We start from the raw sequence: 25,288 nt of genomic DNA on the forward strand, positions 1-25,288 counted from the left end.
CACAATGAAGCTTCCACTTATTCCCGTCATTCTCTGCGGCGGCTCCGGCACCCGGCTGTGGCCCCTCTCCCGCGAGACATATCCCAAGCAGTTTTTGCGCTTATTGGGAGAAGAAACCCTGCTCCAGCAAACGATGCTGCGCCTCAGGGAGATAGATGGAATGGGGCCGCCCTTGATGGTGTGCAACGAATCCTCACGTTTTGTGGCGGCAGAACAGCTGCGCGAGATCGGCATCGACAACGCCCAGATTCTGCTGGAGCCGGTGCGCCGCAATACCGCCCCCGCCATTGCCGTAGCCGCGGTGCATGCGACCGCCAATGGCGAAGACCCGATCCTGATGGTACTGCCATCCGACCATGTGATTAAAGATCACGCCGCCTTTAACAATGCGATCCAAATAGCCAAGGACTCGGCCGCTAAAGGTAACCTGGTCACCTTCGGCATTACTCCGCTAGGTCCTGAGACAGGTTACGGCTATATCCGCGCCGGCGCCGCTGCGCCCGGCCAGGCCCAGCCAGTGTTGCAGTTCGTGGAAAAACCGGATCGCGCCACCGCCGAACAATACCTTGCCAGCGGCAATTACTACTGGAATAGCGGCATGTTCGTATTCCGCGCCAGCCGCTATCTGGAAGAGCTGACGCGCTACCAGCCCGATATGGTCGCAGCCTGCCGCGAAGCCGTAGCTTTGGCGCAAAAAGACTTCGACTTCATCCGCATCGACGGCCCGGCCTATGCCGCCAGCCCGGACAACGCGATCGACTATGCAGTGATGGAGCGCACCGAGAGCGCCTGCGTAGTCGCAATGGAAGCCGGCTGGAGCGATATCGGTACCTGGGCATCGGTATGGGAAGCTGCAGACAAAGATACCGACAACAACGCCACCCAAGGCGACGTCATGCTGCAAGACTGCGAAGATTGCCTGGTGCACGGCACCACCCGCCTGATCACGGCAGTCGGCTTGCGCAATACGGTGATTGTAGAAACCTCCGATGCGCTGCTCATCATGGACACCGAGCGCGCGCAAGACACCAAAAAGCTGGTCGCGCAACTGATCAAGACGAAACGCTCGGAAGCATCCCTGCACCGCGAGGTATCCCGCCCCTGGGGCTCTTACGATTCGATCGGCAGCGGCAAGCGCTTTCAAGTCAAGCGGATTACGGTCAAACCCGGCGCCAAGCTGTCGCTGCAAATGCACCATCACCGTGCCGAGCATTGGGTGGTCGTCAAGGGCACGGCCAAAATCACCAATGGCGATCAGGATTACCTGCTGACTGAAAATCAATCCACCTTTATCCCGGTGGGCGTCGTGCACTCCCTGGAAAACCCCGGAAAGATACCGCTGGAACTGATCGAAATCCAGTCTGGTGCGTATTTGGGGGAAGACGACATAGTGCGGCTGCAAGACCGTTATGGCCGGACCTGAAGCCGGCTACGCATGAGCCTGAACGGCTAGTGCCCCCCAAAAAAATTAGTTAAACCAATTACCTAAAACGAAAAAACAGTAGCATGACAAAAGAAATCAACCCTTTAGCAAATTCGGCTGTACTCCCTACACGCCCTAAAGTCGCACTCATCACGGGCATCACGGGACAAGACGGCTCCTATCTCGCCGAATTTCTGCTCGCGAAAGGCTATGAAGTCCACGGTATCAAACGCCGCTCGTCGCTGTTCAATACCGACCGCATCGATCACCTTTATCAAGATCCGCACATCCCGAATCCGAAGCTGTTCTTGCATTATGGCGATCTCAGCGACACCTCCAACCTGACCCGCATCCTGCAACAGGTGCAGCCGGATGAAGTCTATAACCTCGGTGCAATGAGCCATGTGGCGGTCTCCTTCGAGGCGCCGGAATATACCGCCGATGTAGACGGTGTGGGCACCCTGCGGCTGCTGGAGGCGATCCGCCTTCTCGGCCTGGAAAAGAAAACCCGCTTTTATCAAGCATCGACTTCCGAGCTGTACGGATTGGTGCAACAGACTCCGCAACGCGAAACAACACCGTTCTATCCGCGCAGCCCGTACGCAGTCGCCAAGCTGTATGCCTACTGGATCACGGTCAACTACCGCGAAGCCTACGGCATGTACGCCTGCAACGGCATCCTGTTCAACCACGAATCGCCACGCCGCGGCGAAACCTTCGTCACCCGCAAAATCACCCGAGCACTGGCCAACATCGCATTGGGCTTGGAGCAAAGCCTGTTCCTCGGCAATATGGATGCGCTGCGCGACTGGGGCCATGCCCGCGATTACGTCGAAATGCAATGGCTGATGCTGCAGCAAGACAAAGCCGAAGATTTTGTAATCGCCACCGGCGTGCAATATTCAGTGCGCCAGTTTGTCGAGGTCGCCGCCCGTGAACTGGGTATCGAGATCGCCTGGCAAGGCCATGGCGTAGAGGAAAAAGGCGTGATTGCCTCGATCAGCGGCGACAAAGCCCCAGGTGCGGCTGTCGGCCAGACCATTGTCGCGGTCGACCCCAAATACTTCCGGCCAACCGAGGTGGAAACCCTGCTGGGCGACCCGACCAATGCCCGAGAAAAGCTAGGCTGGGTACCGACCACGACATTTGCAGAAATGGTGCAGGAGATGGTTTCTTTTGATCTGGAAGAAGCTCGCCGCCATGCGCTACTCAAATCCCACGGCTACAAGGTCGCCATTTCACTGGAGTAACGGGATGCTTGAGTAACGGATGATTGATTCAACCAGTTAAGCACAATAGCGCGGCGTCTTGCGCCGAATGATTAATCGCGACATATCGATAACCGAGCCCGATGTCGCCATAACCGCACACCAGACACCATGACACTCACTACCAACAACCCAGATAAGCGTATTTACGTTGCAGGCCACCGCGGCATGGTCGGCTCGGCCATCGTCCGTGCGCTCAAGCAGCGCGGCTACAACAACATCGTCACCCGCACACGCGCCGAACTCGACCTCATCGACCAGGCTCAAGTGCGCGACTTCTTCACCGCGGAAAAGATCGACGAAGTCTATCTGGCCGCAGCCAAGGTCGGCGGCATCCATGCCAACAATACTTATCCGGCAGAATTCATCTACGAAAACCTGATGGTGGAAGCCAACGTCATCCATCAGGCATGGGCCACCGGCGTGCAAAAATTGCTGTTCCTGGGCTCATCCTGCATTTATCCGAGAATGGCCGGACAACCGATCAAGGAAGAATATCTGCAAACCGGTTTGCTGGAACCCACCAACGAACCCTACGCCATCTCCAAGATCGCCGGCATCAAACTGTGCGAAAGCTATAACCGGCAGTACGGCACCGACTACCGCAGTGTCATGCCCACCAACCTGTACGGTCCCGGCGACAACTTCCACCCGGAAAACAGCCACGTCGTCCCTGCCCTGATCCGCCGCTTTCATGAAGCGATGGTCAACGGCGTGGACAAAGTAGTGATTTGGGGTACCGGCACGCCCATGCGCGAATTCCTGTACGTAGACGACATGGCCGAAGCCAGCGTGCATGTAATGGAACTGGAGCGCTCAATCTATGAAGCACATACCGCGCCGATGCAATCGCATATCAACGTCGGCACCGGTGAAGACGTCACCATCCGCCAACTGGCAGAAACGATCATGAAGACTGTGGGCTTCACAGGTGAACTGGCGTTCGATACCAGCAAACCAGATGGCACGCCACGTAAACTGCTCGATGTTTCCACGTTAACAAAAATGGGAAAAAAAGCACAAGTCGGGCTCACCGATGGTCTGAAGAAGGCCTATGAAGCGTTCCTGACGGCAGAACGACTGTGAAAATTACAATCGTAGGCACCGGCTATGTTGGCCTGGTCAGCGGTGCATGCCTGGCAGAAGTCGGCAATAAAGTCCTCTGCCTGGACCTCGATCCGGCCAAAATCGCCATTCTCGAAAACGGCGACATTCCCATCCACGAGCCAGGCTTGCTGGAGATGGTCCGCCGCAACGTCGCCGCCGGCAGGCTGCAGTTCACCACCGACATTGACCGCGCGGTGGCCCATGGCAGCATCCAGTTCATTGCGGTTGGCACGCCCCCCGATGAAGACGGCTCCGCCGATCTGCAATATGTACTGGCAGCAGCCAGAAATATCGGCAGCCGGATGACCGAATATAAGGTGCTGGTAGATAAAAGCACGGTCCCGGTCGGTACCGCCGACAAGGTCAATGCAGTCATCGCGGAAGAACTGAACAAGCGCGACATCAAGCTGAATTACAGCGTAGTCTCAAATCCGGAATTCCTGAAAGAAGGCGCGGCGGTCGAAGACTTCATGCGCCCGGATCGCATCGTCATTGGCGGTAACGACGAGCATGCCATCCATCTGATGCGCGAACTCTATGCGCCCTTCAACAGGAACCATGACCGCGTCATCGTGATGGACGTCAAAAGCGCCGAACTGACCAAGTACGCCGCCAACGCCATGCTGGCAACACGGATCAGCTTCATGAACGAGCTGGCAAACACTGCGGAAAAGCTGGGGGCCGACATTGAGATGGTGCGCCAGGGGATCGGTTCGGATGAACGTATCGGCTACCATTTCCTTTATTCAGGTTGCGGCTATGGCGGATCGTGCTTCCCCAAGGACGTCAAGGCTCTGATCAAGACGGCCAAAGATGATGCGGGTGTGACTCTCAAAGTCCTGAATGCAGTCGAAGAAGCCAATGACGAACAAAAAAGCGTCCTGACCAACAAAATCAAGGCAAGATTCGGCGATAATCTCAGCGGCAAGAAATTTGCGGTCTGGGGACTTGCTTTCAAGCCTAACACCGACGACATGCGCGATGCGCCAAGCCGAAAGCTGATCGCCGATCTGTTCGCTGCGGGTGCTACCGTTACCGCATATGATCCGGTCGCCATGTCAGAAGCAAAGCGTATTTTTGGCGCTGAAACGAGACTTACCTACGCAGACAACCCGCTCACAGCCTGCGAAGGTGCGGATGCGCTGGTCATCGTCACTGAATGGAAAGAATTCCGTAGTCCAGATTTTGATGTCATCAAAGTCAAACTCAGGAGCCCTGTGATTTTTGATGGCCGCAATCTTTATGATCTGAAGGTCATATTAAGCACCGGTATTGAATACTTTGCTATCGGGCGATGAATAGCAATTTGCATTCAACAAAGTGGTTCGTTTCAACAATTCCGGCCTGTTCAAAAATGAAGATCATAGACCTCCACCTATGCGCGTCTATGTCGAATACAGGTCATCTGCTTAGATCGAAGGCGTCGATTGTCTGTTACTTTCTTTCATTCAGTTTAGCAAAGGCAATCAGTCCCTTTAAATTGCGAATCATATGACTACCAAGAACAAGCTCTCCCATCGAGTGATTTCCAGTGTATTTGCGCACCTGTTTTCCCAGGGGGTAACGATCCTGACGCAACTTGGATCACTTCCGGTTTTCCTGCATTACTGGGATATGCAACGCTACGGGGTATGGTTAATGCTGTCGGCCTTACCTATTTATCTATCTATGGCTGACGTCGGCATTATGGCCGTAACAGCGAATAAAGTTACCATGCTCGCTGCCAAGGGCGATAACGAACACGCCAATAGAGTTTTTCAGAGTGCGCTTGCGCTTGTTCTTGTAGTGTTTTCGCTCGTTGCAATTGCGGCGGTAATTCTTATTTGGTCACTTGACATCCAGATGCTCGCGCATCCTGGCTCTCGAATTGCCCTTACTTGCCTCACTATTGCAGCGCTCACAACTGCGTTTGGTGGATTGCTTGATGCTGCATACAGGTCTGCTGGGCAATATGCAAAGGTTACCTATTATCTAACAACCACCAGAATCGTTGAGTGGTTAGGTTCTATATTGGGTGTTGCGCTCTTTGGCGGTATTGAGCATGCTGCCATCGGTTATTTGATAGGTCGTTTGGCGTCAACAATCGTTATTCAACGATTAGCACAACGCGAGGTACAAGCCATCAAATGGAGTTTTTGCGGTGCTAATTGGAAAGATATGCGTGAAATGCTGCGCCCAGGAATATCTCTTTTTATCTTTCCCATCGCAACGGCTCTTAACGTTCAAGGAATGATTTTACTAATCGGCAATACGATGGGCCCCACAATTGCTGCGCTGTTCAACACGTATCGCGTCCTGACACGAGTTATGGTTCAACTACCAACGTTATTTGGGAAATCACTGTGGCCTGAATTGTCGAGACTATACGCACTAAAGGAGCATGCAAAAATTCACTCGATATATATCAAAGCTACAGCGGTGACCATTGGAATGAGTATAATTTGCGCGATTTTTTTATATTTCTTTGGCGAGCAAATACTCGCGATTTGGTCGCACGGAAAAATTCACTTTCAGGCGAACATATTTGGTGTGTTGCTGATCTCAGCGGCATTAACTGGTTTTTGGCAGATTGGCATGGTGGTCCTAGCCTCTACAAATCGCCACCAAAAGCTGTCTATCGCGTTTCTCTTGGCCTCTTTATCTTCCTTTGGACTTGCAAGTGCCCTAGTCCCAAAGTACGGTCTTATGGGTATAGCAGGATCTCTTATTCTGGTAGAAGTCGTAATGATCTGGGCAACATTTATCTTTATTCTGAAGGCCCAACGGCCATTGGTTTTAAATACCTTATGACCTGAAAGACGGAAAATGGTGAATCTATCTGCAGGCTTGTTGTTAATTAGAAAAATGTGCTTTCGAGGGTAATTAGATCGATTGTAATTATATAAGGCAAGTTTATGATAATAGATTGTGATAATGACTTGCAGTTGCTGTCAAGGTCGTGTGATATCGCAATTATTGGTGGTGGAACTGTTGGCCTAACGATAGCCACGTCCTTATCACGCGCAGGATTTGATACAGTTGTTCAGGAGAGCGGCGGCGAGTTTTTTGAGTCAAAATCACAATCTTTAAACGATGCGCATGTAACATCCAGGCCACATGCCGGTATTCGCGACGGGCGCGCCAGAGTGTTAGGGGGCACCTCAACGCTCTGGGGCGGACAACTCGTTCGCTTTAGCAAACTAGACTTGTCCGATCGCCCTTGGGCCAACAGTAACGCTTGGCCTATCACGTTTTCGGAGCTGACCCCATACTACAAGCGCGTTGCGGAGATTCTCGGATTAGCTCCGTATTTTGATAATGAAATAGCGATTTGGAAGCGCTTCGGCCTGACTTTACCAATCGAGACCTCCGATTGTGAATTTTTTGTTACCCACTGGCTGAAAGAACCAAATATTGCTCGGCATTTCTCATCTGACATTCGTGAACTGACGAATTTATGCGTTGCCTTACACGCGCACGTTACTGACATTCGCTGCGACGAAGGCTCTGACTCCGTTTCAGCTATTAGTGTCCACAACGGAAGAGGAACGTCTATCCTGCTAAAGCCACGGGTTGTGATCATGGCAAACGGCACAATAGAAATATCCAGACTTTTACTATTATCAGCAAAATTAAATCCAAAAACACCATGGGCCTCCAATAAGTGGATTGACAGGGGGTTTCAAGATTGTCTCGATTTGAAGGCGGCAAAGGTTTCCATTCTTGATAAGCGCCGGTTCGGCGACGTATTTGATAATATTTTCCTGGGCGGCTTCAAATTTCAACCTAAACTTCGGCAAAGCGATGAGTTCCTTGCCAAGAATGGTCTATTGAATATTGCATGCTCTTATCAGATCAAGCATAGGGCAGCTGAAATTTCAACGAAATACTTACATTCATTATTATTCAACATGGAAAGTGTAAAAATAGCACCTTGAATTAACAGTTGACAGAGATTATTTTCATTGCAGAACAAATTGGCCAAAATCAATATAACCAATATTATTAATCTAAAAATAAAATACATAGAGTTATACGATCTACATTTATTGATCTCACATTGCGAAATTAGGGAGAAAAATAATGGCACCGAGATATTAAATGAATACATCAAAAATTAAAAGTAATTCAGCACCTCCAATATATAGCATTCTATTGTTTTTCATTTTAATCACAATCCTGATTTTGAATATTGGGAATAAAAGTATTATTTTTATTGGATCAGAACTACTAATATTATTTTCGATTATATTTCAATGGAATGAGTTTTTCAAATGCAAATACCCTTCGCTATCCGATGCGACAGTGTTTTGCTTTACCATATTGTTTTTTTACATAGCTCCAATTTTACAACTCAATGTTGTTGCGAATATATTAATAAACACATCACCATACAACGATACGTTTGGATCTTACGCAAATTTACTATCTTCACTTTTCATGTTTACATATGTTTTAACCAGAAAATTCTCCAGAGCTGATGCCTCAAAGAAAATATTAAACAATGTGAAATATGACATAGAAAGGCCGAGAAATATTTTCCTCCTCTTTTTATTATTTTTAATTATCTCAGTACTTGCGGCCTTTCTGGCCTATAAAGATATACAAATAAAGGCTATTGCAATAGATGATGCTGATTCAATTTCAATACAAGATTTATTTGTAAACAAAGTGCTTTACTTTTTCCCCTATGGCTTTTTGGCACTTACAATAATATACAAAGAAAGTTTGCAAAAATTTAAAGGTCTTTTCTGGCTGCTATTGGTGTCGGCGACTATCTGTTTACTTATTTGCAAAAATCCGTTGCTAGAAAAGAGAAATGCTCTTGGCCCAATATACATTTCCATCTTGTATCTTTGGAATCAAAAAATTCACAACTCGAAGAAATTAACTTTATTTACGCTTCTTTCTATTATTGTGATTTTTTTTCCATTATCCTCAATGTTTACTCATGTGAAATTTGATGATTGGAGTTTTGATAGCAATGAATTATATAAGGTTATCTCTTCTCACTTTTTAGAGTTGCACTATGATGCGTGGGCGAATTTTCATACCGTCATCGAAATTGTAAATGGCCAAAATGGATTTTTATATGGCAGGCAATTATTAGGATCTATTTTATTTTTTATCCCTAGATCGTTATGGCCAGACAAAGCGTTAGCGACCGGTAATTTTATTGGTAACTACCTCAGTGTCAACCACTCAATGTGGTTCAATAATTTATCTTCGCCCTTAATATCGGAAGCGTATCTTGATTTTGGACTAATAGGTGTATTAGCTTACGCTTATTTTCTTGGACGGCTCACCATATTCCTTGACAAATTATCATTTTCAACAAAATCGTGGGAAAGAATTGCTGGAATTTTCTTTGCTGTTTATCTTTTTTATGTTCTACGCGGATCATTAATGGTTGCCATTGCTTACGGCACGGGGTCAATAATTGTGTTTATTACAATACATTTATTAAACCGTAGAAACTCTAAAGCAAATAGAATCTTAATTAGGAAACAAGAGAATGGATTTTTCTTCAAGTAAGGCAATAAAATACAAATTTGAAAATTCAATTTTCAAAAAAAATAGCACCCACAATTATTGATTATCACGAACCCTATTTGAAATTTAAATAATGTGCGCCAATAAAAAAACATTTTTCATACACAAATGATTCATATTTATCATAATATTTTATGGTCAAAATACAAGGGGGAAGTTTTTTCTTCCCTTTATAATTTATCACTCGAAAAAAGGATTGACACTTCCATCATTCAAATAGCAAAAACCTCAACTGACCGCGAAGGCTTGAGTAGTGTTGACCTTTCCTATCACCGTTATCCATTCAAGCTCTTGTTTAATAAAACATATGATTCAATATCTAAATTAACTCTATGCTTTAGTCTGTTTAAGGATGTAAAAAATTCTAAAGCAGATTTAATTGTATTACCTGGATATCATCTAATTGAATACTGGTTAATGCTTTTAGCGTGCGTGATGACCAGAAAAAAGCGCGCAGTTTTTGTCGATTCCACACGCTATGATCGACCAACATCAAATTTCAGAGCTTTTTTTAAGCGTATTTTTTTTAGTTTAAATCACGGTTTTTTTTGCTACGGACAAAGAAGCAAGGAATATCTGATTAGTCTCGGTGTACCACCGGATAAAATCATTTTCCGTTGTCAGGCTGCCGCTTTGCCTCACAGCTATCGGATGGAAGAAGTGCTGCGCAGTCGCATACAGCGGAACAATATGAGTGTTGTGCCTTCATATTTGTATGTTGGCCGCCTTTCTCAAGAAAAAGGTTTAGACACGCTGATTCACGCCTTTAAGCGAATCTACCAGCTAACCCCGTCTGCATCACTCACCATAGTCGGCAGTGGGCCGTTGTGTGCTGAACTGAGGACACATATTGCATCACTTGGCCTTACAGATGCAGTTCGTTTTACCGGCGGCCTCGATATCAATCAATTGGCCGACTATTACCTGAATGCCAGTTGCTTGATATTGCCTAGTCGTAGCGAACCGTGGGGCTTGGTCGCGAACGAGGCTCTCAGCTATGGCTGCCCAATTATCGTAAGCGACCGTTGCGGTTGCGCTCCAGATTTGATCATTGATGGTAAGACGGGGTATGTGTTTCAGACTGACGACGTAGAAGACCTATATCAAAAAATGCTATTAATTCAGCAAACGCTGGCTGACGCAACAAAGGTTGCAAATGATTGTATCAATTTCATACAGAACTTCACACCCGTTAAAGCAGCTTCGCAAATACTGGACGGCTGTCAGGCCATTTTGTCCAAGACAGGTAGGCTGTAATGGTTTTTTTTGTTGGGCCATTGCCACCGCCTTTACATGGATTTTCCGCCATTAACCAAAAAATGCTGACGCGTTTATTGGATAGAACGGATGTGCGAATCTTTGACACCACTCCAAAGCACCTGTCGGATGGGAATAAGTGGCAGCTATTTTTTAAGATTTTTCATTGGCTGCGTTCATTTTGCTTATTCATTTTTCTCATGATCGTAAGGAGGCCGAACGCGCTTTATCTAGGAATGTCAGGGGGACCGAGACAGCTATTTGACTCGCTCTACATTCTTATCAGCCGGCTTTTCGGCAGCAATATCTTCGTGCATCACCACAGCTTTGCCTATCTGAATGCGATCAAACCGTACAACCGTATTTGCATGTGGCTGGCGGGGCGCTCATGCCATATTGTGTTGTGTGATGTCATGGCCGGGAAGCTGGCTGCTGCTTATGGCATACCGGAAGAACAGATTTTCATTCTGTCGAATGCAGCATTCCTAGACGAAGAAGGTAGGTTCCAGAACCGCCCCGAAATCTCCCCTGATGGGCTGACGCTTGGCTTCATTTCGAACATCACGGTTGAAAAGGGTATCGTGGAGTTTTTCGATGTAGTAGCTGGCCTAGTACAACAAGGATTACAAGTCAAAGGGGTGATCGCGGGACCTGTTGATCCTGCATTGCAAAAGCAGTTTTCCGGCATGTTGGCAGGTCGAAATGATATCGAATATCTCGGTCCGGTTTATGGCGAAAAGAAAGACGCTTTTTTTCAAAGCATTGATCTGCTCCTTTTCCCCACCAAATACCAGAACGAGGCAGAGCCGGTCACGATACTAGAAGCATTGCGTGACGGAGTACCAGTTGTCGCCGCAGGCAGAGGTTGCATCCACTCCATGATTGATCAACGGTCAGGCGCGGTGTTTCCAAACATTGATCAGTACGTCGCTGATGCTACGGAGTACATCAAGTCAGTGATGACAGGGAGTATTTCCTTAAATGCGCTTTCTGAAAATGCGTTTAACCAATTCAGTGCAATGCGCACTTGTAATGTCGCTCGCCTTGACGATCTCATCACAAAAATCGCCGGCCCAAAACAACTAACGATCTAATGGCATGATGCAAGATTTATCACGTTTCAAACTTCCTCCAAATTTCCGTGGCCGCTCTGCTTTCGCAGTACAACTGTGGTGGTTTGTACAGGCTATTTTTTTTCACACGTCGCCACAATTTGCTTACGGTTTTCGTCGCTGGCTGCTTCGGTGCTTCGGTGCGCAAGTCGGCAAACATACAGTAATTCGCCCCAGCGTTACCGTCACTTATCCATGGAAAGTGAAAATCGGCGACCACGCATGGATAGGCGACAATGTGGTGTTGTATAGCCTCGGAGAGATCGATATCGGCCCCCATGCGGTGGTGTCCCAGTCCAGCTACCTGTGCGCCGCCGACCATGACTACGCTCAGGTTGACTTCCCTATCCGTGCCCGCAAAATCACCATAGGCGAGCAGGCGTGGGTTGCGGCAGATGTATTCATCGCACCGGGTGTGACGATAGGGGCAGGAGCGGTTATCGGTGCGCGTAGCTCGGTATTTCGCGATATGCCGGCAGGTATGGTCTGCCTCGGCTATCCAGCCAAACCTGTCAAACCACGAGTTAAAGAAAAGGCCATCTCTTGAAAATCCTTCTCTACGGTATCAATTTTGCGCCCGAGCTGACCGGCATAGGCAAATACACCGGTGAAATGGCCGCCTGGTTGGCTGCGACAGGACACGAAGTACGTGTAGTGACCGCACCGCCCTACTATCCGGACTGGCAAGTGTGGCACGGATATAGTTCGACTCGCTACACGCACGAAGTCTGGAAAGGCGTCCAGGTCTGGCGCGCACCGTTGTGGGTACCGAAAAAACCGTCCGGACTGAAGCGGTTGATTCATCTTGCCAGCTTTGCGCTAGGTAGCTTGCCGTTGATGCTGCGCCAGCTAATGTGGCGACCACAAGTGGTATGGGTAGTGGAACCACCATTGTTTTGTGCGCCCACCGCGTTATGCGTGGCACGCCTGACGGGGGCACGAGCATGGTTGCACGTGCAAGACTTTGAGGTGGATGCAGCTTTTGCGCTGGGCTTATTGCAGGGTGGGCTAGCGCGTCGGCTGGTAACTAGGCTGGAGCGCTGGCTGATGCGGCGCTTTGACCGAGTGTCGACGATCTCTGACAGCATGCTGGCGCGCGCTTCTGCGAAGGGAGTGGCTGCAGAACGCCTGGTTCACTTCCCTAATTGGATAGACCTGGATGCCATCCAGCCTTTGACTGCGCCGAGCAGCTATCGCGTTGAATTGGGTATCCCTGCGGATGCGGTGGTAGCTCTGTATTCCGGCAACATGGGCGGCAAGCAAGGACTGGAGATCATGGCCGAGGCGGCCCGTTTGTTATCGGACCAAGCGGACTTGCACTTCGTGTTCTGTGGCAATGGCGCGGGTAAGGCGGAGTTGTTGCGATTAGCAGAGGGGCTGTCGAATGTACGATTCCTGGACCTACAGCCAATGGATCGTTTGAATGATTTGCTGGGCTTGGCAGACATCCATCTGCTTCCGCAACGAGCGGATGCAGCAGATTTGGTGATGCCATCCAAGTTAACTGGGATGCTGGCCAGCGGACGTGCAGTTGTGGCGACCGCACATGCGAATACCGAACTGGGTCGTGTGGTGCAATCCTGCGGCCTGCTGGTGGTACCGGGGGATGCGGACGCGTTTGCGGTGACAATCGGGAACTTGGCGCGCGACCCACTACTGCGGAAAACGCTCGGGCTATCAGGACGCAGACACGCCGAGTTGCATTTGGGGATGGACGGGATTTTGTCGCGATTTGAGAGGTGTTGCGAGCGATTATGTGGAGTTACAGAAGGCATTTAGACGTTTACGTTTATACGTACTTGCGTGAAAAGCCAGCCTTGCGCCACAGGACCTATGAGGTTGTGGCCTAAGTAGATCATTTCAAAAATACCTCCAACTATCGCGTGTCCGCACCAATAACCCATTGATTTTATTGAAGTGGAATTACGAATATTAAGGTTATTTGGGATTACACTAACCAATGCAGAGAAACGAATCGATAGAGCAATGATCTATTTTCCCTCATTTCACCGCTTCAGTACCTACATAACAATTACGCTTTTCGTTTTAGGTATGGGCGCTACACCCATAGTTAACACCGCACCCGCTGAGCTTGACGTGAACACTTGGCAGCAAGTGAAAGCAGATGCTGAACGTTTCGTCCAGTTAGAATCACCGAAAGCTGTGCATCCGTTTGAACGACATACACCAACGCTCAATTCACAAAAGAAAGTAATTGCGCATTACTTTCCAACATTTCCACTGTCCCTCGATAATCAGCCTACGGAGAATGATTATTACGCACGCAATTATTTAAAACGATCGGGTGAAAATAGAAAATTTGCTGCGCAGGGGGGATATCTTCGCGAAAGACCGTTACCGACAGTTGTATGGCCAGCAAACAGAGCTGCCGAGACGAACCTTGCAATCGAAGTGCTGAGAGCCGAAGCGATAGGGATAGATGCCTTCGGAATTGATCTTCTCGAAATCCGTGAAGGTCGGCAGTGGACGACAGCATTGACCTTACTCAATGTGACGCAGCAGGTCTCCAAAACCTTCCGCATTGTGCCTGAGCCCGATATGTCTGCCTTGAATAACGTCACTGGTGCCGACCTAGAGGACGCGCTTGCGACCTTTTATCTGCATCCCGCCAGCTTTCACGTTGCTGATGGCCGCCTGCTTGTCATTCCATTCAAAGCGGAGGCTCGACCTGTTGAATTCTGGAAAACGTTAATCACTAACCTTGCGAAACGGGGCACGCCGATAGCGTTAATCCCGGATTTCCTAAATCCTTCCTCCGCGAACGTCTTTGCTCCGTTCAGTGATGGCATTACGCTTTGGGGTGGGCGTGACCCTGCAAGCGCAGACAGCTATCTAAGACTTGCATCAAACATTTCGTCGTTAGGCTACAAAACTTTGATGATACCGGTCGCACCTCAAGACTTCCGTCCAAAATCTTCATCTGCTTGGGAAGCTCGTAATTCTGAGGCCTTCCGGCGCCAGTGGGCTGCCGCAATTGATTCACATGCGACGTACGCACATCTTTTGACTTGGAACGACTATTCCGAGGCGACTGAGATATCTCCGTCAAGTGGAACGCAATTTTTCTTTTATGATTTAACCGCATATTTCGTTGAATGGTTCAAAAGTGGTTCTGCACCGGCCATTACCGAGGATGTCTTGTATTTTTCGCATCGACGCCAGCTCTTTGACCCGCATGCAGCAGAACTCGGCAGCTCAATTCGCCTTGTTGGCGATACGCCGTTTGTGAACGACATTGAGGTCGTTGCAATGCTTACCAAACCTGGCGACCTCGAAATTGAAAGCGGCGGAAAGCGCACGCGTTTGCATGTAAATGCGGGGCTAAACGTTCTCCGTGCGCTAGCTGCGGCCGGGAAGCCAACATTCACTCTTTCGCGAAGGGGACGTACTATCCTTAGAAGGGTTAGTGACTGGAACATCGATCCTCTTCCGACGAAGGAAGACGCACTGTATGTAGGAGGCTCAACGTCACGTCGTTTTGTCTCAGTTTCGGAGGTCACTGAGTAAAAGTCGTGATATGGATTCAGAGCGACAGAATGGATACGGAACAAATTAGCCGAGACTGCTCCTCCATTAGATCCCTATTCTCACACCTGCTGATCACTTTTTTTCGTTACCCAATTCGGTTTCATTCGACTTGCAGAGCTAAAACAATAAGGTGAAGTATAAGCGTCCGGCTAGACTTCCAATTAACCGTATCTGTCAGATGCAAGGTGGGAGCCTGGCAGCACGTCAGTTATCAGAGATGGGGCTGCTAACAATTTACGATTGCATCACGATGAAAACACTTGTAACGACAAAACCCATCGAGAGACAGAATAAAAAAATATTACGACGTGTGCGATGTCCAAGCCGTCGAATTTTGAACTTCTTTGTGCTTTTTATTTTCATTAACACACCGCAGAATGACTTTGTTGAATAAACAGGCGCTAAGTTGTTGATTTATATTTACGCTTATAAAATTCGTAAGAATTTTATCTTTTTAAGGCAATAGTTTATTAACAAAAAATTAATAGTGATAAAAACTCGAAAACTCAAAAATTTCTATAGACGAGACAATTAGTATTTCACCGTGGAAATGTCATCTTGCCGACCACTATGCATAAATCCTTTATACATTTCGGCGGCTGCACTTTTTGGAGTAAATTTGGAAATAATAGCTTTACAGGCAAGTCCCATTTCCAAGCGTTGATCGGCAGTTAACCTCAACATCTTCCCCATTGCAATGACCATGGTTTCAGTACTGGATGCATCAACAACAAAGCCGGTAGCATTTTCAATCATTAAATCAGGTGCACATCCGCACTGATTACTTACCACTGCCGGACAACCCATTATAAATGCCTCGTTGACAACCAAACCCCATGGTTCGCTCGTACTTGGTAGAACCAGACAAAAGGCGCTTTGATAATACTCCACCAGGTCTTGCATTGATTTCCCACCAGCGAATACAATCTTTTCAGAGACACCAAGGGTTTTTGCCAAAATCTGAAGCTGGCCTTTGTCAGGACCGTCACCAACCAATACAAGGGATGCGTTGCTATGTTCCTTAGCAACTTCAGCAAAGGCGATAATCAAGCGCTCAAGATTTTTTTCTGCTGCCAAACGCCCGACATAAAGAAATTTTCTCGATAACGAGGATTGCCAATTTGCTTGTGGACTTTGCTTTAGTGCTTCTTCGAAAACATCTATGGCAGCGGTTTGGCAACGCACAGAGATTTTCTCTAACGGCATTCCCAGGTAATGAAGGTATTCAGCACTGCGAGTGCCGTAGCAAAAACCACCATCGACGTTGCGTATAAAAAAACGTTTAATCGCTTCTTTGTACCATTTACGTGAACGATCATGCATGGTGGAGTCCAAGGACACAATGACGCGACGTCGAGACAACTTTGCGTAGAGCAATACGATCCAATACGACAGCTCATGATAGCCTGGAATTAAAACAGTATCGGCTGCGGACTGTCGAACAATGTTAATGAGCGCAACTCCTGCTTTAACTGGGTTAACACTTTCTTCGGCCCCCTTAAAAAGAAGGGTGTATGGATACCGATGATTATCGTAGTTAACCTTGCTAAGCCCGATTCTTTCCTTAGATGTTTCCGCAATTTGGACGAACTCAATTTTGATATCACCCGACTTGCTTAATTCAAATAGTTCGGAAAATACCGCTGCTTTATACGCAGTCCATAAAATATTGTGGATTACAAGTACTTTCATGGGTTTATTTTTTTTAAAAATTTATCGCTGGTCTGTAACGGCTGTAGCACATAACCATCCTTAATTGAAATAATTCAATTCATAGAGGCAACGAAAATAAATTGGTGTGCTTGATTCAATATTTTTGAACAAATCAGGGTTACAGAAAATATATAACTATATTTTCTGATTCCTTTTCAGCAAGTTTTCGTTCGATTCAATCTGAGATTTTAGACAGTGCAAACACAGTCGCCCATTAAATTTAATACCATTGGTTTGTTCGAGCAAATGCTGAATATAGGCAGAAGTCGAGCGATCACTCGATAAAGAGTGACAATCCGTACACAAAGATAAATCTTTCAATTCTTTGAGTAAACGCTGATTATTGACATCTTTAATTCTTTGGGTTTGCATCACTGCGGCAACGACAAAGAGCAGGAGCATAGACCTGTCTACAAGCTTCAATATGAAGTTAAAAGTCGTAATATCGGTACTACCCGTTCCACAATTCGCGATCGTCCAGCATAACAAGGCAACGGGAATCATCGCAATACTAACCCATCGACCAAAAAGCCAGAAGGCAAATACAACCGGCACCACATATAGTCCAAAGACAGTTACCTCATAGCCGGTAACGTAGTCAAGCACAAACGCACCGCCGAACAGGCTTGCCAAGAAAATACTGCGCGTTACTTTCGAAGCACACTGAAGACGAGACATAGAAATATCCATGCTACTCCAAACTTGAAAGGTATCGAATCAATTGCATGAGATTAATTTGTGACAAGGATAAATCGTTTTTGAGAAAGCCTTAATATGAATATTGCGTATAACGATATTTACCATATTTATATCCGTAACCATAGCGTCCTGGTCGCAATTTCAGGCCATTAAACAGCACACCATTTGTTGACATACCGGCTTGACGCAAACGCTTGATAGACTCTTTGATCTCGCCTGTAGTGCTGATACCAGCACGGGTAATCATGAAAATCGTTGCCGCCTGCGGGCCGATAATTAAAGCGTCAGTAACTGCAAGTACGGGCGGAGAATCAATCAGCACGTAGTCATAACTCGCAGAAAGCGATTTCAGCAATGCATCAACATTCTCATGCAATAATAATTCAGCTGGATTAGGCGGCAAATTGCCGGTAGAAATAAAGTCGAGATTCTCCGTCGCCCCTTTATGCATGACCTGGTCAAGGCTCTTTGTTCCGGCAATCACATCAGACAAGCCATTTTCTCTTGGCAAACCGAAGTACTGGTTGAGATGACCTTTACGCATATCTGCATCGATCAATATGACGCGCTTGCCTGTAGCCGCCAGGACTGCCGCGAAGTTGACCGAGACAAACGATTTACCCACTCCCGGCGTCGGACCAGTGAACATGACAATATTGTTTCCTGCATCCAGCATCGAAAATTGCAGTGCGGTGCGAAAACTACGCAAGCTTTCAATGGAGTTATCCCCAGAGTCGACTTGTGCCAAGACAGACATTTGCTGCGCCTTGGCCTTTATCAAGACATTCAATTCTTCTTGTTTTTTGCTGTGCGGGACGGTGGCATACACAGTCAGCCCCAGCGCTTGCTCAATCTCATGAGGGTCCTCTATTCCGCCATAGAGTGCTTTTCTGATAAATGCACAAATCACGCCAAGAAACAGACCAATCAACACGGCGATCGCGATGACGATTGGACGATTTGGCCTTACCGGCCGTTCCGGCACCACCGCAGCGTCAACAAGCCGGACATTGCCGACCTTGCCTGCCTTGACCAAGGCCAATTGTTGTGCATTATTCAATAGTGCAGTGTACAGATCTGTATTAACTTTGACGTCTCGGGCCAGACGGAGTGCATCTTGTTCCATTAGGGGCAGCTTTTTAATCTGCTCGCCAATGGCTTTCATTTCACCGCTGATCCCTTTCATCTGGCTGTCGATCCCAATGACGGCAGGGTGGTCAGTCGTAAAGCGAACCAATAACTCTTCCCTTTTTTGTTTTAGTTCTATCAGCTTGGCTTGGCCGGCAACGGATTGCGCAAGCATCAGTTTTGCTTCCTCACCCAAATCAATGGTGCCGTGGCTGTTGCGGAATTGGTTATATTTGTTCTCGGATTGCTCCAGTTGTTTCTTGAGCTCGGGCAACTGCTGATCCAGGAAGGACAGGGATTTTTCGGCTTCTGCCGATTTACGCTCGACGTTCTGGCGTACATATTCCCGGCCAATCTGGTTAAGTATGTTACCGGTCAATTTGGGGTTTACGCCTTCCAACGTGATGCCGATGATACCTGATTGCTTGCCCTTTTCCGCAATGGACATAAGGGACTGCAGATTTTCTATCGTGGTCAAGCGGGAGGCGCGATTCAGCAAAAATTGTGCCCCGGGTTTAGCTGCAAGCAGGTCGACCTTCAGCTCAATATTGCCATGCGCTGCCGCAACATTAAGCGTTGTTCCAACCTTGCCGCCCAAGCTGATATCTGTGTCGCTTTCGGATAACCGGAATTCACCATTGCTCCCTGCGGTGAGCACAAAATCTTGATCCTGCAGCGACTCAGGAACATTGAACAGAGAAACTACGATCTGCTCAGCCCCCCAGGAATAACCTCCGTAACCGAACAGGCCAGGATTGGAGAGCTGTGTTTGTCGACCAGCCAACCAGCCGCCAATGACGGGAAAATATTTGGGTCGTGCCTTGACATAGAGTTGTAGATTATCGACTGCGCGCGACACCACCATGCGCGAACGCAGGATTTCTATTTCTGATGTCGCGGCCGTTTTAACATCGAACATCGAAGACAGATCCCCTAATATATTTTTTGAGGAATTGGGGCTGTCTTCCACCTGAATCAGGATATTCGCTTCGTAAATCGGCTTCGCGATAAAAGCGTAGGCAGTCCCCAGCAAGGTGATCGCCAGTGCGATGCCGATGATCAACCAGCGATTGACAAAAAGAATATCGAGATACGTTGCCAGGTCGAGTTCATCATCATCTTGCATGATGGCCGGCGCCGAATGTTGAAGTGGTGGATTCATCGTGATTGTATTGGAATGGATTTTTCTAAAACTGTTTCAACATTCACCGCTTGCGGTGAGGGATCTCACATTTACCCGGCTTTGCCTATGCGCTGTATGCACACCATGCCGGGTCAAGTTTGAAATAACACCCTTGAAACAACACATTAGCTGATATGCACAATTTTCTTTGACATAACGGCGACACCTTCAGCAATCAGCTGATAGGACTGACGGAATACGGCGAGATCATGCCTGTAAGGATCGGGGATATCATATTTTTCAAATTCACCGAGGCGAAACACCTTGCCTTTGGACGAAGAGTATTGGGTCTCGACATGGCGTTTTTGCTCCAGATCCATCGTCAAGATCAGATTGGCTTCGTTGACCATCCAGCTGGCAAGACTCTGCGCCCGATGTGCGCTGATGTCGATGCCCTGCTCTTGCATGATCTGAATGGAAAACGGGTCTGCGGGGTGACCGATCAAAGCCCCGATACCGGCTGAGCGCACCGTTTTTTCAGGGAAGGCACGCCGCAGCAAGCCTTCCGCCATCGGGCTGCGGCAGATATTCCCGATGCAGATGACCAGAATGCTATTGATCATTTTGTAACCTGCACCGCGCTGGTTACCGATTGTGCGCTAGGTACAATGAGGCTGACCACCCGGCTCCACTTCGCCAGTCCCGACGCATCTACGTACACCACGTCTTTGGCCTTGAGCTCAAAATTCTCCGCCAGGGCGAACGCCACTGGCGAGCGAGCGTCCAGGTAGTACACGATTGGCTCGGCGCTTGATGCGTTGCGTACCACATACACCTGACGTCCATCGCTGCTGAGCGGGTTGATGCCGCCTGCATCGCCGAGCGCTTCATTGAGCGTCAAGCTACCGTTACGCAATGTCAGCGTAATCGGGCGACTTACCTCACCCAGCACGAAGACCTTACTTTCTTCACGTGACAGCACGCGAACCGCATCGTCATTGGTCAACAGAATACGGCTAGGGTTGATCCCTTTTTTCGCTAGCCGGGGCAGATTCACCACGTAAGTTGTGCCCGCGCGGGTGATGTTAACCTGGCTTTGATCCCCTGTCGGCAAAAAGCCGCCGGCGCGGTTTATTGCCTCTGGCAGCGTCATGGCGATGTCGTTGATGGCCTGGACGCCAGGCGCTTTGATTTCGCCATCGAGATAAACGCGCTGACTGCGATAAGCCTGTACGCGTAGCGTGAGATCCGGTTTTTTGACGTAACGGGCCAGCTTGGCGGTCAGCACTTTGCGTGCTTCCGCTTCAGTCATGCCGACAACTTTGGTAGGCCCCACATACGGAAACTGGACCAATCCATCCTGGTCGACCACAAAACCCGGTGCGGTGCCTGCAGCGGCACCTGCGGAAGAGCTATTGTCGCCGCCAGATGAGGTAGTTATCGTTGTTAGCGCACCCATAGCAGGTGTGGAAAGTTCAGGATGATCCCAAACCACGACGGAAAGAATATCGCCGCTGCCGATGCGATACGGCGCGGGTTTAGTGAGCAGAGGGCTGATATCCTGACTTGGCTGCTGGTCGCGCAATGTTTTTTCGGCTTGCAACAATTCCGGCGTGATTGGTTTGATCGTCGGCACGACGCCGGAATCCGTCTGTTTTGGCACGTACTTGTCGTCCATATGCATGCCAGGCGCAAGCGCGCATGCTGCCAACAAAGGAATTAAGCCGACTACCCCACACATTTTGAGGTGGGTTTTCGTAAAAAAATGCATGAAGTTATTAACCTGATAACGCAAGCCTGCCAAGGCTTCCTGATGTACATACAGACAGTAGGGATGCATACTCAAAACAGAACACGCATTAAATTCAAATTTGGTGCCGCAGATAACATAAAAAAACACAACCTTATATTCTACAGTATTTACTATGGTCAACTTGCCAAAATGTGTTCTTAAACCAACAAAACCCAAGTATTTCTCAATACCACGCAGCAGCTTCCTTTCCATTAAACTGATGCTCTGATGCTCTGATGCACGGGATTTGCTGATCAAATAGATGAATAGCAGAAACTAACTGCACTCTGTTCAAGATAATGCGACAAGAGGCGAACTTCTTGGATGAGCAGGATGTCATAGTAACCACTGACGACGTGCCTGGCGGCAATGCAGGCACTCTGTTTATTGCCGTGATACGCTTCCGACCTGCCGGAAGGATGGCTCCCTACTCCCGGCACCTTCTGGTCCTTCATTTCAGATGAGTTGCGCAGAAGTTTTTTTTGCTCTATTCCAGGGCAAGCACCTTTTGCATCATATGGCGCTGCCGCTTCCTGGATTACGGCGTCGCGCCATTGATCGGCAACAGGCTTCGGGTGGCACTTAATGTGCTTCCTCGATGTAAATTGATTGAAGCAATTTTGCATCAACTTATTTGCGTCAACATATTAATCAATCACCAGTCAACAATTACCTGCAACAACAAATTTATGCTTTCATGGTCCACGATAACCGCTCTTGCAGACACTAACGTTTTATTACCCGCAGCAGCCGTTTGCGCACTCTGGCTTATATGCGGGCGAGCTTGGCGCATGACCTTATTGTGGTGCTTTCTCTTCACTTTCGGCCTGGTTTTGGTCGCCGTTACGAAAATCGCTTTTGTCGGATGGGGCATAGGAATTCAATCACTCGATTTCACCGGTTTCAGCGGCCACGCGATGCGGGCTACGGCGGTCATGCCGGTGCTGTTTTACTTGCTGCTGCAAAAGGCGCCTCCACTCGCTCGCCTCTCTGGCGTAATACTTGGCTTTGCATTGGGCGTGATCATTGGCATATCGCGGCTCGTCGTGCATGCCCATTCTGTTTCAGAAGCTGTGACCGGATGTCTCGTGGGGGGCATGGTTGCTCTTAGCTTTTTTTGGTTGTCGCGTTCCCTGCCCAAGCCTGAGTTGCATCGTTGGCTGATCGTACTGACGCTGATTCCGGTCTTTCTGACGGCGCAGGCAAAGCCGGCGCCGACAGAACGCTGGCTTAATGGAGTTGCGCTTTACATTTCCGGGCACGACAAACCGTTCGCACGGACTGACTGGGAATGAGCGTCACCTGATCATCTTTCATTTAATAGACTGATTGGTGAGCTAGTGAATGAGCTAGTGGCCGCAGGCTGAAAGCGGCGGAAACTTGGCGGTAAATCTGCAGCACGTAACAGATACCTTGTCAGGGTGCGTCAAACAGCAAGGCGCAGGGCGCCTTTGTACTCCGGTATTGCGGTAACGGCGTGGGCACGATGTGCCCACCCTTTTTTTTTATTTTTGATGTCGCTTATTGGCAATCCTTGGGGGGCTTTTCATTTGGCAAATCCGGCTGGATTCATACTTTGCCATCGCCAATGATCCATGCACATATCTCCGAGACTCTTGCGGGCCTCCCAGTTCAACACTTTTTTCGCCTGCGATGGATCGGCGTAGCAGGTTGCAATATCTCCCGGGCGGCGCGACGTTATGTCATGGGGCACGGTGCGGTTGCTGGCGATCTCGAATGCGCGGACCATCTCCAGCACGCTATATCCGTGGCCGGTGCCGAGGTTAACGGTGAAGCCTTTGCCTGATGTGAACAATTGATCCAGTGCCGCCACATGCCCTTGCGCCAGATCGACAACATGGATGTAGTCGCGCACGCCGGTGCCGTCCGGTGTCGGGTAGTCATTGCCAAAGACTGCCAGCCGTTCGCGCCGGCCTACTGCTACCTGAGCGACGAACGGCATGAGGTTGTTCGGGATGCCGTTCGGATCTTCGCCGATCAAGCCGCTCGGGTGCGCTCCGACCGGATTGAAGTATCTCAATACGCCGCAGGCCCACGAGGCATCCGATACTGCCAGGTCGCTTAAAATTTGCTCGACGATGAGCTTCGATCTTCCGTATGGGTTGGTCGCGCTCAGCGGCGCCGATTCGTGGATCGGTACGGATTGCGGATCGCCGTATACAGTCGCTGACGAACTGAATACGAAATTTTTCACTTTGGCTTTCGCCAGGGCATGCAGTAGCGTAATGGTGCCGGATACGTTGTTATCAAAGTAGAGCAATGGCTTCTCGACAGACTCTCCCACCGCTTTCAGGCCGGCGAAATGAATCACTGCATCGATTGCATGGTCATGCAATATGGCGTCCAGCCTTGCCGCGTCGCGGACATCGGCTTCATGGAAAGAGATTGTGCGCCCGGCAATTTTCTCCACGCGTGCGATGGCTTCGCGTGTGCTGTTGCTGAAATTATCAATTCCCACTACGACATATCCCGCTGCCAGTAATTCAACACATGTATGCGAGCCGATATAGCCAGAGGCACCGGTTACTAAAATAGTTTTGTTTGTCGTCATGGATGCTGTCATGGATGCTGCGATGGAAAATGTGGCTTTATTTGCCAAGATGCAATTATTATAACAATTTAACCGGTCTGCATACCTTAATCATTCTGAACGGGAAATTCCTTGCGCCGCACATATCTCAAGATCAAAGCGACCACCGTGCCAGCGGCACATGGCGAGTCCGGCCAAGCAGGCTATGCATCAGAACAAACTCGTTCACTGTCCAACGTATGGGTTCAATCGTTCCTGGCGGAACCAAGCGATTGTCGTACAACAAAGTGACGTGGGGCGTGTAGTGTGAATTTGCGGTCACGATTCCGGCCTTTTGCAGCGCCCTGGCGAGGATCTTCTGAAACGCCGCCAAGGCGACAACACCATCATCGCCCAGCAAGACCAAAGGACGATTACGCGGCCTCCCATGAAAACTCATCGCGCGGTCGAACACAACGTCGAACGGCGCCGCTCTGACGCTTGCCGCCGCCTTTATTGCTGCGGCAACGATGTCTTCCGGCAGGCCGAGGTAATCGCCCAGGTAGCTTAAGGTGACATGCAAGCGGCCGACGCCGATCGGGCGGCCTTTCAACCCATAGATATCACGCAGGAGCCCCCGCTGCCACGCGATGCTTGCTGCCGCATCCGAAGTCGGGATGAGCGCAAAGAACAGGCGGTCGGTGGGATGTGGCGTGTCGAAGCCCGGTAGAAAAAACTGTTCAGGCATAGGGTGAACGCATCCGGGAGGCGGACGACGGCAAATAAAAAAAGGGATTTCAGTCTACCCCTTTCTTGCAAGACGGGCGCAAGCCAGGGACGTACATGGCGACGCCGTATGATCCTAATGCCGTTAAGTTAAGCCACGAACGGTATTCTTTAGATGGACCAATGCGGTCACTCCGTCATTCCCGCGAACGCGCACTGCTGTCCGGAATAATTTGATTGACAATGTTGGGAAGGGTTGCAGGTATTGGTCTAAGGGGGTATACCCCTGTTTGCCAACTTAAAAACCAAACCTGCAACATGTTCAGCAT

21 protein-coding genes are annotated in these 25,288 nt (G+C 48.8%); 13 read left to right on the forward strand and 8 right to left on the reverse strand.

The genetic code is table 11. From position 1 onward, the window contains the following. Positions 1-4: 4 nt before the first annotated feature. From KHU29_RS19865 to KHU29_RS19920, 12 genes are all read left to right on the forward strand, one after another. Positions 5-1,423, forward strand: a complete 1,419-nt coding sequence (locus KHU29_RS19865) for a mannose-1-phosphate guanylyltransferase/mannose-6-phosphate isomerase (protein ID WP_211455048.1) — start codon at positions 5-7, stop codon at positions 1,421-1,423. An 83-nt stretch (positions 1,424-1,506) separates the two neighbouring features. After that, on the forward strand, positions 1,507-2,673 hold the full coding sequence (gene gmd, locus KHU29_RS19870; RefSeq protein WP_211455050.1) for a GDP-mannose 4,6-dehydratase: 1,167 nt from the start codon (positions 1,507-1,509) through the stop codon (positions 2,671-2,673). A 129-nt stretch (positions 2,674-2,802) separates the two neighbouring features. Continuing rightward, on the forward strand, positions 2,803-3,777 hold the full coding sequence (fcl, locus tag KHU29_RS19875) for a GDP-L-fucose synthase (RefSeq protein WP_211455052.1): 975 nt from the start codon (positions 2,803-2,805) through the stop codon (positions 3,775-3,777). Beyond that, positions 3,774-5,096, forward strand: coding sequence for a UDP-glucose dehydrogenase family protein (locus KHU29_RS19880; protein ID WP_211455054.1), 1,323 nt, complete (start codon positions 3,774-3,776; stop codon positions 5,094-5,096). Before fcl ends, KHU29_RS19880 begins: the two co-directional genes overlap by 4 nt. 193 nt (positions 5,097-5,289) lie before the next feature. Further along, positions 5,290-6,588, forward strand: coding sequence for a lipopolysaccharide biosynthesis protein (locus KHU29_RS19885; protein WP_211455056.1), 1,299 nt, complete (start codon positions 5,290-5,292; stop codon positions 6,586-6,588). A gap of 104 nt (positions 6,589-6,692) precedes the next feature. Beyond that, positions 6,693-7,715: a GMC family oxidoreductase gene (locus tag KHU29_RS19890; RefSeq protein ID WP_211455058.1), complete on the forward strand. Its 1,023-nt coding sequence runs from the start codon at positions 6,693-6,695 to the stop codon at positions 7,713-7,715. Positions 7,716-7,878: 163 nt separating this feature from the next. Further along, positions 7,879-9,312, forward strand: coding sequence for an O-antigen polysaccharide polymerase Wzy (locus tag KHU29_RS19895; protein WP_211455060.1), 1,434 nt, complete (start codon positions 7,879-7,881; stop codon positions 9,310-9,312). 126 nt (positions 9,313-9,438) lie between these two features. Then, a complete protein-coding gene (locus tag KHU29_RS19900) occupies positions 9,439-10,587 on the forward strand; it encodes a glycosyltransferase family 4 protein (RefSeq protein WP_211455062.1) in 1,149 nt (382 codons plus the stop codon). Further along, positions 10,587-11,681 (forward strand): glycosyltransferase family 4 protein, encoded by a 1,095-nt coding sequence (locus KHU29_RS19905; protein WP_211455064.1) that lies wholly within the window; start codon positions 10,587-10,589, stop codon positions 11,679-11,681. Before KHU29_RS19900 ends, KHU29_RS19905 begins: the two co-directional genes overlap by 1 nt. A gap of 4 nt (positions 11,682-11,685) precedes the next feature. Beyond that, positions 11,686-12,246: a putative colanic acid biosynthesis acetyltransferase gene (locus KHU29_RS19910; protein WP_281416158.1), complete on the forward strand. Its 561-nt coding sequence runs from the start codon at positions 11,686-11,688 to the stop codon at positions 12,244-12,246. Next, positions 12,243-13,478 (forward strand): glycosyltransferase WbuB, encoded by a 1,236-nt coding sequence (locus KHU29_RS19915; RefSeq protein ID WP_211455066.1) that lies wholly within the window; start codon positions 12,243-12,245, stop codon positions 13,476-13,478. Before KHU29_RS19910 ends, KHU29_RS19915 begins: the two co-directional genes overlap by 4 nt. Before the next feature lie 207 nt (positions 13,479-13,685). Next, positions 13,686-15,227, forward strand: a complete 1,542-nt coding sequence (locus tag KHU29_RS19920; RefSeq protein ID WP_211455068.1) for a glycoside hydrolase family 71 protein — start codon at positions 13,686-13,688, stop codon at positions 15,225-15,227. A 552-nt stretch (positions 15,228-15,779) separates the two neighbouring features. Here KHU29_RS19920 and KHU29_RS19925 read toward each other — a convergent pair. From KHU29_RS19925 to KHU29_RS19950, 6 genes are all read right to left on the reverse strand, one after another. Beyond that, positions 15,780-16,940, reverse strand: a complete 1,161-nt coding sequence (locus KHU29_RS19925) for a glycosyltransferase family 4 protein (protein ID WP_211455070.1) — start codon at positions 16,938-16,940, stop codon at positions 15,780-15,782. 156 nt (positions 16,941-17,096) lie between these two features. Then, positions 17,097-17,651, reverse strand: a complete 555-nt coding sequence (locus KHU29_RS19930; protein ID WP_211455072.1) for a hypothetical protein — start codon at positions 17,649-17,651, stop codon at positions 17,097-17,099. 79 nt (positions 17,652-17,730) lie between these two features. Further along, complete coding sequence (locus tag KHU29_RS19935; RefSeq protein WP_211455074.1) at positions 17,731-19,950, reverse strand: polysaccharide biosynthesis tyrosine autokinase; 2,220 nt, start codon at positions 19,948-19,950, stop codon at positions 17,731-17,733. 146 nt (positions 19,951-20,096) lie between these two features. Beyond that, positions 20,097-20,534, reverse strand: coding sequence for a low molecular weight protein-tyrosine-phosphatase (locus tag KHU29_RS19940; protein ID WP_246542333.1), 438 nt, complete (start codon positions 20,532-20,534; stop codon positions 20,097-20,099). Continuing rightward, the gene (locus KHU29_RS19945; protein ID WP_246542335.1) at positions 20,531-21,916 is read right to left on the reverse strand and encodes a polysaccharide biosynthesis/export family protein; all 1,386 of its coding nucleotides are present in this window, start codon (positions 21,914-21,916) and stop codon (positions 20,531-20,533) included. Before KHU29_RS19945 ends, KHU29_RS19940 begins: the two co-directional genes overlap by 4 nt. Positions 21,917-21,957: 41 nt before the next feature. Further along, positions 21,958-22,329 carry a hypothetical protein gene (locus tag KHU29_RS19950; RefSeq protein WP_211455075.1) on the reverse strand — a complete coding sequence of 124 codons (372 nt, stop codon included), beginning with the start codon at positions 22,327-22,329 and terminating at the stop codon, positions 21,958-21,960. 165 nt (positions 22,330-22,494) lie between these two features. Between KHU29_RS19950 and KHU29_RS19955 the strand changes: the two genes are divergently transcribed. Continuing rightward, on the forward strand, positions 22,495-22,998 hold the full coding sequence (locus KHU29_RS19955; protein WP_246542337.1) for a phosphatase PAP2 family protein: 504 nt from the start codon (positions 22,495-22,497) through the stop codon (positions 22,996-22,998). 251 nt (positions 22,999-23,249) lie between these two features. On the opposite strand, the gene galE is transcribed toward KHU29_RS19955, so the two are convergent. Both galE and KHU29_RS19965 read right to left on the reverse strand, forming a co-directional pair. Continuing rightward, positions 23,250-24,275 (reverse strand): UDP-glucose 4-epimerase GalE, encoded by a 1,026-nt coding sequence (galE, locus tag KHU29_RS19960; RefSeq protein WP_211455076.1) that lies wholly within the window; start codon positions 24,273-24,275, stop codon positions 23,250-23,252. A 133-nt stretch (positions 24,276-24,408) separates the two neighbouring features. Beyond that, positions 24,409-24,981, reverse strand: coding sequence for a 2'-5' RNA ligase family protein (locus KHU29_RS19965; RefSeq protein ID WP_211455077.1), 573 nt, complete (start codon positions 24,979-24,981; stop codon positions 24,409-24,411). Positions 24,982-25,288: the final 307 nt, after the last annotated feature.

The sequence above is a fragment of the Collimonas antrihumi genome, assembly GCF_018304965.1.
In the GTDB taxonomy this organism is placed as follows: Bacteria; Pseudomonadota; Gammaproteobacteria; order Burkholderiales; family Burkholderiaceae_D; genus Collimonas; species Collimonas antrihumi.

What these genes read in the sequence shown, in the direction of transcription:
- KHU29_RS19865 (WP_211455048.1), top strand. Translation starts at nt 5, where the DNA reads ATGAAGCTTCCACTTATTCCCGTCATTCTCTGCGGCGGCTCCGGCACC.
- gmd (WP_211455050.1), top strand. Translation starts at nt 1,507, where the DNA reads ATGACAAAAGAAATCAACCCTTTAGCAAATTCGGCTGTACTCCCTACA.
- fcl (WP_211455052.1), top strand. Translation starts at nt 2,803, where the DNA reads ATGACACTCACTACCAACAACCCAGATAAGCGTATTTACGTTGCAGGC.
- KHU29_RS19885 (WP_211455056.1), top strand. Translation starts at nt 5,290, where the DNA reads ATGACTACCAAGAACAAGCTCTCCCATCGAGTGATTTCCAGTGTATTT.
- KHU29_RS19890 (WP_211455058.1), top strand. Translation starts at nt 6,693, where the DNA reads ATGATAATAGATTGTGATAATGACTTGCAGTTGCTGTCAAGGTCGTGT.
- KHU29_RS19895 (WP_211455060.1), top strand. Translation starts at nt 7,879, where the DNA reads ATGAATACATCAAAAATTAAAAGTAATTCAGCACCTCCAATATATAGC.
- KHU29_RS19900 (WP_211455062.1), top strand. Translation starts at nt 9,439, where the DNA reads ATGATTCATATTTATCATAATATTTTATGGTCAAAATACAAGGGGGAA.
- KHU29_RS19905 (WP_211455064.1), top strand. Translation starts at nt 10,587, where the DNA reads ATGGTTTTTTTTGTTGGGCCATTGCCACCGCCTTTACATGGATTTTCC.
- KHU29_RS19910 (WP_281416158.1), top strand. Translation starts at nt 11,686, where the DNA reads ATGATGCAAGATTTATCACGTTTCAAACTTCCTCCAAATTTCCGTGGC.
- KHU29_RS19920 (WP_211455068.1), top strand. Translation starts at nt 13,686, where the DNA reads ATGATCTATTTTCCCTCATTTCACCGCTTCAGTACCTACATAACAATT.
- KHU29_RS19925 (WP_211455070.1), bottom strand. Translation starts at nt 16,940, where the DNA reads ATGAAAGTACTTGTAATCCACAATATTTTATGGACTGCGTATAAAGCA.
- KHU29_RS19930 (WP_211455072.1), bottom strand. Translation starts at nt 17,651, where the DNA reads ATGGATATTTCTATGTCTCGTCTTCAGTGTGCTTCGAAAGTAACGCGC.
- KHU29_RS19935 (WP_211455074.1), bottom strand. Translation starts at nt 19,950, where the DNA reads ATGAATCCACCACTTCAACATTCGGCGCCGGCCATCATGCAAGATGAT.
- KHU29_RS19940 (WP_246542333.1), bottom strand. Translation starts at nt 20,534, where the DNA reads ATGATCAATAGCATTCTGGTCATCTGCATCGGGAATATCTGCCGCAGC.
- KHU29_RS19945 (WP_246542335.1), bottom strand. Translation starts at nt 21,916, where the DNA reads ATGGAAAGGAAGCTGCTGCGTGGTATTGAGAAATACTTGGGTTTTGTT.
- KHU29_RS19950 (WP_211455075.1), bottom strand. Translation starts at nt 22,329, where the DNA reads ATGCAAAATTGCTTCAATCAATTTACATCGAGGAAGCACATTAAGTGC.
- KHU29_RS19955 (WP_246542337.1), top strand. Translation starts at nt 22,495, where the DNA reads ATGACCTTATTGTGGTGCTTTCTCTTCACTTTCGGCCTGGTTTTGGTC.
- galE (WP_211455076.1), bottom strand. Translation starts at nt 24,275, where the DNA reads ATGACGACAAACAAAACTATTTTAGTAACCGGTGCCTCTGGCTATATC.
- KHU29_RS19965 (WP_211455077.1), bottom strand. Translation starts at nt 24,981, where the DNA reads ATGCCTGAACAGTTTTTTCTACCGGGCTTCGACACGCCACATCCCACC.